We start from the raw sequence: 7,417 nt of genomic DNA, 5'->3' as shown, positions 1-7,417 counted from the left end.
GCGAGGCTTTAGGAGAAGCTGCAACTTCTCCAAAAAGCTTGAAAATCATTTCAAAGCCTTTGATTTAGTGTTCTTTTATATCAATAATGGATTCGTTTAATGCCAGCATACTTTTTGAAACACCACCGAAGCTTTTACTCTGGCAAGTTCGCTGTGTGTGATCCTGTTTATTAGTATCTGGAGCATCATCATGGTGTGCTACATCCGTTACCGTAAGCAGCAACCGCAAAAACATGTGGCTTCGACCTTTAAAATGCCGGGTGGGGTATGGATGTCTTATGTGGTATTAGCATTCTTGTTGTTCGCCTTGATTATTCTAAGCTTGGAACCTGATACTCTAAAAGCTCTGATGATCAGTCCTTTATGGTTGATTATTCTGGCAGTGACCTATCGTTTGCTGTATAAGCCGCGTATGCGTCAGCGTGGTAATCCTTAAATATTCAGACATAAAAAATCCCCGACTGATCGGGGATTTTTTATTTAGCAGGTGAATTAGAAAGTAGGTTTAACTACGACTAAAATCACCACTGCAAATAAGATCAGGGTTGGCATCTCATTAAAATAACGCCAAAACTTGTGTGACTTGTAATGTGCATTATCAATCAGCTTCTTGCGGTAATAACCACACACCAGATGGTAAATCACCAATAAGCCGACCAGGCCGACTTTAAGGTAAAACCATAAGGCTTCATGATAGTGACGCGTTGCATCACCCCAATCCACCAGAAAGTGCGCTGTAATCAAGGTAGCCAGCATGGCTGGCCACATGATGCCACGGTACAGCTTGCGTTCCATGACTTCAAAGCGTTGATGACTGACGGCATCTTCGCTCATGGCATGATAAACATATAACCGTGGCAAGTAGAACAAAGCCGCGAACCAGCAAACCACCGCAATAATATGTAATGCTTTTACCCACAAGAAAGCATCAGAAGGAGCATCCATCAAGTCACCCTAAACTGGGCAGCTTAGCCTTCCCACTTTTTGAAAATGAGACAAGCATTTACGCCGCCGAAACCGAAACTGTTACTCATCACAGTATTCAATTTTGCGTCACGTTTTTCAAGCACGATATCAAACGGTTTCGCGCCTTCATCCAGCTCGGTCACGTTGATGTTTGGCGCAATAAAGTCATTTTGCATCATCAGAACTGAATAAATCGCTTCCTGAACACCAGCAGCACCCAGACTGTGACCTGTCATTGACTTGGTTGAGCTTAGTGGCGGAACCTGACCTTCACCGAAAGCACGTTCCATTGCTTTAAGTTCTGTGATGTCACCCGCTGGAGTAGAAGTACCATGTGTATTTACATAGTCAATTTTATCGACACCGTGTTGTTTTGCTTCTTCTAAAGCCATCAGTACACAACGCGTTGCACCTTCACCAGATGGTGCAACCATGTCGGCACCATCCGAGTTAGCTGCATAGCCTACGACTTCGGCAAGAATGTTGGCACCACGCGCTTGCGCATGTTCCAAAGACTCAAGGATTACAAAACCACCACCACCGGCAATCACGAAACCGTCACGGTCTGCAGAATAAGGGCGTGATGCTGTTTCAGGGCTGTCGTTGTATTTAGAGCAAAGTGCGCCCATCGCATCAAACAACAAGCTTTGTGACCAGTGATCTTCTTCACCGCCACCTGCCAGCATTAAATCTTGTTTGCCGAGTTGAATCAGGTTGTAGGCATAACCAATCGCATCCGCAGAAGTTGCACATGCACTAGTAATGGTATGTGCTACACCTTGTAATTTGAATGCAACGCCAACGTTAGCCGTAATGGTGTTGGTCATATTACGTGGTACAAAGAAAGGACCGACTTTACGCGCACCTTTGGTTTGCAATAATTCGTTCATTTCAATAACGGAAGCAGTTGAACCGCCACCTGAACCACCCGCGATACCATAACGTGGGTTGCCAGCTAGATCTTCAACCTTTAAACCTGCATGTTCAACTGCAGCAAGAGCTGAGTTGTACGCATACATTGCACATACGCCCATAAAGCGTTTCAGTTTGCGGTCGATCCCGTCGAAATCCTGCTCGGCTGCAGCACTGACATGACTTTTGAAATTGAGTTCAGCATAAGTCGGATTAAAACGTGTTCCTGAAATCCCGTTTTGTAAAGAATGGTTTACATCCTCTAATGTATTACCAATACATGAGTTAATACCCATGCCAGTGATGACAACACGTTTCATCTACAGATCCTTATAGTTTGCTCTATGCCCAGCGGCAGATATCTGGGTTTTAAAATCGCCCAATCCAGCGCCTAGCCTTATTTCATGATGGGGAACATGATAGCAGAAAGACTTTTGAAATCTTATGGCAAATGTTATGCCGTGTGACAGTCGGTTGAGTTTGTGAGTCGGCGTGTTGGGGTTTTACTAAATGAAACAGAATAAAGTTGAGATAAATGCTGACTACACCTAGTATTTATACCAAATACAAGCACATGAATGCTGAGGTAAAAAATGGTAAATGCTAATAATAAACAATCTAATGGTCTGATTTCGAATGCCTTTGGAGTGGCGAAAAAGTTCAGTTCAACCGGATTGGATTTATTGAATCATGTTGCGCCGGATTCGGTGACTAAAGCGCTGAAGCCTTCTAACTCCGATCAGGTGATTGATGGTTCGGCGAAGACGAAAAGCGCTTTTTCAGCTAAAAAATATGATAATCCTCAGCAAATGCTTCGCGAGCATCTTCCAAATGTATCGCGCCAACTTCTCGGACGCCGTTTTAATACCGTGAATAATGTCGCGCATTTTGTCTCTCCCGATCTGACCGAAAAAGTGTCTAACTACTTTTATGACCGTCTGAATCAATTCAGTAATCAAACCAGTTCGGTGGATGCCATCCTGAGTGAAGCGGGAGCGAAAGATTTAGAGGAATTGACTCAGGACGTCGATCGATCCAAGCGAATTTCACAGGCTTTAGGTGAACAAAACAAATGGATTGCAACGGTGCAGGGTGCAGTAAGTGGTGCTTCAGGAATGCTTGGCACCGCGATTGATATTCCCGCTTCTTTACTGATGGCATTGCGTACCATCTATCAAGTCGGTCGCTCTTATGGTTTTGACCTGAGCAAAGAAGATGATCAAGAAATCGTCCAGCATATCTTTAGACAGATCGACCTGAGCCTGATTGCGGAAAAACAGACCTTATTATTAGGTTTAAAAGCTTTAAGTAATACACTTAAAACTCATGATATCTCGCAGTTACAAGCCATGCTAGGTTCTGATAATGATGTCAGCGCCATCAAGCAATGGTTAAGTCGTCATGAGGGAGAGGCTAAATGGGAATGGATGAATCATCTGCCAAAAATTTCGATTCTGGAGCGATTAACCAAACTGACGCCTCTGGCGAGTGCTGGTATTGGTGCTGTATATAGCCATCGTTTTGTCGAGGATGTAAATCAGAAAGCTCAGGAAGCATTCTCGCATGCACGCCAATACCTGATTCAGCATCAGGATTCGCAATTGTCTCCTTATGCTGCCTATGAAAAAGCAGTCAGTTTGTTGCAACAGGCAACTCCGAAACTCCTAAATGGTGTCTCTCACGAAGTTGAGCTTCCGAAAGATAAGCCGATCATGGATAAAGATATTGCGATTGAGGGCAATAACACGATTACCCAAGTCAAGCTGGTCAAAAAAGAGCAGAATGATCTAAGCTCTGAAGAAGCAGAAGTGAAGAAAGATGAAAAGGTGAGTGAAGGGCTGGAAGCGCTTAACGATGAGTTGGTTGAACCTGCGGTAGATAAGCAGTCGCAACAACCCGCTTTAACCAAAACTTCATTTGATCCGGAAATCGAAGCTGAACTGCATCCAGAAGCTGCTGACGAGGCAGAAGCTGCTACAGAGACTTCACAGCAGGGCGTAGACGATCAAGAAAATTCGAAAACTGAATCTGAAGCTCAAGATGTGACTAAAAAAGTCAGTAAAAATTCAAAAAAATAAGCGAATTTTGAAGGTAAATAAAAGCAGGCAAATGTCGTGAGAAACGGTATTTGCTTGGCTTGAGTAGGTTGACCAATTTTGCATCTTGAATTACAATTGCATGCCCTCAAAAAGTAGTAGTTTTTTGGGGCTTTTTATTAACGGGAGAATTGCCAAATGGCAACAACAAATCAGTTGATCCGCAAGGGTCGTACGACTTTAGTTGAAAAATCTAAAGTTCCTGCGTTGAAGGCTTGTCCACAGCGCCGTGGTGTTTGTACACGTGTTTACACAACTACACCTAAAAAACCTAACTCAGCAATGCGTAAAGTTTGCCGTGTTCGCTTAACTTCAGGTTTCGAAGTTTCTAGCTACATCGGTGGTGAAGGCCATAACCTACAAGAGCACAGTGTTGTTCTTATCCGTGGTGGTCGTGTTAAAGACTTACCAGGTGTACGTTACCATACCGTTCGTGGTTCTTTAGACTGTGCTGGTGTTAAAGATCGTAACCAGTCTCGTTCTAAATACGGTACTAAACGTCCTAAGAAATAATTCGTTAAGAATTAAATTTTAAGAACGTAGAACCGCAATCCTTTATCGTCTCGCTTGTCTGATTTCTGCATTAATTTTGTGAAAATTCCAAGCGACGTATAGTAAGGCCAGCGAGTAGTACATGACACTTTGTACTCATGCTGGATAAACCTGAAGTGTCATCTTTATAGGTAGTTTAAAATGCCAAGACGTCGCGTAGTCGCTGCTCGTGAAATCCTTCCGGATCCTAAGTTCAGCAGCCAAACAATCGCTAAATTCATGAACCACGTAATGCAAGATGGTAAAAAATCTATTGCTGAAAGTATCGTTTACGGTGCTTTAGACCGCGTTCAAGAAAAATCTAAAGTAGACCCAGTTGAATTTTTCGAGACTACTCTTGAAAAAGTTCGTCCTATGGTCGAAGTAAAAGCACGCCGTGTTGGTGGTGCTACATACCAAGTTCCTATGGAAGTACGCCCATCCCGTCGTACTGCTCTAGCGATGCGTTGGTTAGTAGATGCTGCTGCTAAGCGTTCTGAAAAAACTATGGCTTTACGTCTTGCTGGCGAGTTGCTTGATGCATCTGAAGGCAAAGGCGCTGCGGTTAAGAAACGTGAAGATGTGCACCGTATGGCTGAAGCCAACAAAGCATTCTCTCACTACCGTTTCTAAGCAGATAAAACAGGCCCTATTCAGGAGAGTGATAAGACCGTCATGGTTTTGTCACCAAAGCGCTTTAAGTTGCTATGCAGCTTAAAGCGTCCTGTTTTAAACAACAAAATTTAGGAATGCTAGAAATCATGGCACGTCAAACCCCAATTTCTCGTTATCGTAACATTGGTATTTCTGCGCACATTGATGCGGGTAAAACCACAACTACAGAACGTATTCTGTTCTACACAGGTGTATCTCACAAAATTGGTGAAGTACACGATGGTGCAGCAACAATGGACTGGATGGAGCAAGAGCAAGAACGTGGTATTACCATTACTTCTGCTGCTACGACTACATTCTGGTCAGGTATGTCTAAACAGTTCCCTGAACACCGTATCAACGTAATTGATACACCGGGACACGTTGACTTCACAATTGAAGTTGAACGTTCTATGCGTGTTCTTGATGGTGCGTGCATGGTTTACTGTGCTGTAGGTGGTGTACAACCTCAGTCTGAAACTGTATGGCGTCAAGCGAACAAATACCAAGTGCCTCGTTTAGCATTCGTGAACAAGATGGACCGTACTGGTGCCAACTTCTTCCGTGTTGTTGAACAAATGAAAACACGTTTAGGTGCATCTCCAGTACCTGTAGTAATCCCTGTTGGCGCTGAAGAAAACTTCCAAGGCGTAATCGACTTGATCGAAATGAAAGCGATCATTTGGGACGAAGCTTCACAAGGTATGAAGTTTGAATACGGTGAAATCCCGGCTGAACTTCAAGAAACTGCTGAAGAATGGCGTACAAACATGGTTGAAGCTGCTGCTGAAGCTTCTGAAGAGTTAATGGATGAATACCTGAACAATGGCGATTTGACTAAAGAACAAATCGTTGCTGGTCTACGTGTCCAAACTTTGGCTTGTCAAATTCAACCAATGCTTTGTGGTACAGCATTCAAAAACAAAGGTGTTCAACGTATGTTGGACGCAGTAATTGAATTCTTACCGTCGCCTACAGAAGTTAAAGCGATTGAAGGTGTTCTTGACGATAAGGCTGAAACTAAAGCGATTCGTGAAGCATCTGACGAAGCTCCGTTCTCTGCACTTGCGTTCAAAATCATGAACGACAAATTCGTAGGTAACTTAACTTTCGTACGTGTTTACTCTGGTGTTCTTAAACAAGGTGATTCTGTTTATAACCCAGTTAAATCTAAACGTGAACGTATCGGCCGTATCGTGCAAATGCACGCGAACGATCGTCAAGACGTTGAAGAAATTCGTGCGGGTGATATCGCTGCGTGTGTAGGTCTTAAAGACGTAACTACAGGTGATACACTTTGTGATGAGAAAAATGTCATCACACTTGAGCGTATGGAATTCCCAGAGCCAGTAATTGCATTGGCTGTTGAACCAAAAACTAAAGCTGACCAAGAAAAAATGTCAATTGCTTTAGGTCGTTTGGCTAAGGAAGATCCATCATTCCGCGTTCGTACTGATGAAGAGTCAGGTCAAACAATCATCGCTGGTATGGGTGAACTTCACCTTGACATTATTGTTGACCGTATGAAGCGTGAATTCGGTGTTGAAGCAAACATTGGTAAACCAATGGTTTCTTACCGTGAAACGATCAAAAAGTCAGTTGAGCAAGAAGGTAAATTCGTTCGTCAAACTGGTGGTAAAGGTAAATTTGGTCACGTATACGTACGTTTAGAGCCAATGGATGCTGATGCTGGTAAAGACTACGAGTTCGTTGAAGAAGTTGTTGGTGGTGTAGTTCCTAAAGAATTCTTCGGTGCTGTGGATAAAGGTATCCAAGAGCGTATGAAGAATGGTGTCCTTGCTGGTTACCCAGTAGTTGGCATTAAAGCTACATTGTTTGACGGTTCTTACCACGATGTCGATTCGGACGAATTATCGTTCAAGATGGCTGGTTCTTATGCCTTCCGTGACGGTTTCATGAAAGCAGATCCTGTTCTTCTTGAACCTATCATGAAAGTTGAAGTAGAAACTCCAGAAGACTACATGGGCGATATCATGGGTGACTTAAACCGTCGTCGTGGTATGGTTCAAGGTATGGATGACTTGCCTGGTGGTACTAAAGCAATTAAAGCTGAGGTTCCACTTGCTGAGATGTTTGGTTACGCGACTCAAATGCGTTCTATGTCTCAAGGCCGTGCAACATACTCTATGGAATTTGCTAAATATGCTGAAACTCCACGTAACGTGGCTGAAGGCATCATTTCTAAATTCCAGTCTGGCGGTAAAAAAGGTGACGACGAGTAATCTTTCGATTACTAT

Annotated in this window: 7 protein-coding genes and 1 pseudogene; 6 read left to right on the top strand and 2 right to left on the bottom strand. The window is 43.3% G+C overall.

Going from position 1 to position 7,417, the window contains the following annotated elements:
• Positions 1-100 (top strand): annotated as a pseudogene (locus AC1P5O_RS06345) (IS1 family transposase); the annotation flags it as partial.
• A gap of 57 nt (positions 101-157) precedes the next feature.
• Positions 158-436, top strand: a complete 279-nt coding sequence (locus tag AC1P5O_RS06340; RefSeq protein WP_499005895.1) for a hypothetical protein — start codon at positions 158-160, stop codon at positions 434-436.
• 56 nt (positions 437-492) lie between these two features.
• Here AC1P5O_RS06340 and AC1P5O_RS06335 read toward each other — a convergent pair whose 3' ends face one another.
• Both AC1P5O_RS06335 and AC1P5O_RS06330 read right to left on the bottom strand, forming a co-directional pair.
• Complete coding sequence (locus tag AC1P5O_RS06335) at positions 493-945, bottom strand: CopD family protein (protein ID WP_004279237.1); 453 nt, start codon at positions 943-945, stop codon at positions 493-495.
• A gap of 23 nt (positions 946-968) precedes the next feature.
• Positions 969-2,198 (bottom strand): beta-ketoacyl synthase N-terminal-like domain-containing protein, encoded by a 1,230-nt coding sequence (locus AC1P5O_RS06330; RefSeq protein ID WP_004730606.1) that lies wholly within the window; start codon positions 2,196-2,198, stop codon positions 969-971.
• A 273-nt stretch (positions 2,199-2,471) separates the two neighbouring features.
• On the opposite strand from AC1P5O_RS06330, the gene AC1P5O_RS06325 reads away from it, so the two are divergent.
• From AC1P5O_RS06325 to fusA, 4 genes are all read left to right on the top strand, one after another.
• Positions 2,472-3,956: an EcsC family protein gene (locus tag AC1P5O_RS06325; protein ID WP_216986586.1), complete on the top strand. Its 1,485-nt coding sequence runs from the start codon at positions 2,472-2,474 to the stop codon at positions 3,954-3,956.
• Between the two features lie 156 nt (positions 3,957-4,112).
• Positions 4,113-4,487 (top strand): 30S ribosomal protein S12, encoded by a 375-nt coding sequence (rpsL, locus tag AC1P5O_RS06320; RefSeq protein WP_002050319.1) that lies wholly within the window; start codon positions 4,113-4,115, stop codon positions 4,485-4,487.
• A 180-nt stretch (positions 4,488-4,667) separates the two neighbouring features.
• Positions 4,668-5,138 carry a 30S ribosomal protein S7 gene (gene rpsG / locus AC1P5O_RS06315; protein WP_004279240.1) on the top strand — a complete coding sequence of 157 codons (471 nt, stop codon included), beginning with the start codon at positions 4,668-4,670 and terminating at the stop codon, positions 5,136-5,138.
• A gap of 128 nt (positions 5,139-5,266) precedes the next feature.
• Positions 5,267-7,402 carry an elongation factor G gene (gene fusA, locus AC1P5O_RS06310; RefSeq protein WP_004646111.1) on the top strand — a complete coding sequence of 712 codons (2,136 nt, stop codon included), beginning with the start codon at positions 5,267-5,269 and terminating at the stop codon, positions 7,400-7,402.
• Positions 7,403-7,417 lie beyond the last annotated feature (15 nt).

The organism is Prolinoborus fasciculus (genome assembly GCF_056724605.1).
The sequence above is the reverse complement of the archived record's forward strand: the minus strand, read 5'-3'. Positions and strand labels throughout refer to the sequence as shown.

Coding starts and splice junctions, on each gene's coding strand:
- AC1P5O_RS06335 (WP_004279237.1), bottom strand. CDS start 945: ATGGATGCTCCTTCTGATGCTTTCTTGTGGGTAAAAGCATTACATATT.
- AC1P5O_RS06330 (WP_004730606.1), bottom strand. CDS start 2,198: ATGAAACGTGTTGTCATCACTGGCATGGGTATTAACTCATGTATTGGT.
- AC1P5O_RS06325 (WP_216986586.1), top strand. CDS start 2,472: ATGGTAAATGCTAATAATAAACAATCTAATGGTCTGATTTCGAATGCC.
- rpsL (WP_002050319.1), top strand. CDS start 4,113: ATGGCAACAACAAATCAGTTGATCCGCAAGGGTCGTACGACTTTAGTT.
- rpsG (WP_004279240.1), top strand. CDS start 4,668: ATGCCAAGACGTCGCGTAGTCGCTGCTCGTGAAATCCTTCCGGATCCT.
- fusA (WP_004646111.1), top strand. CDS start 5,267: ATGGCACGTCAAACCCCAATTTCTCGTTATCGTAACATTGGTATTTCT.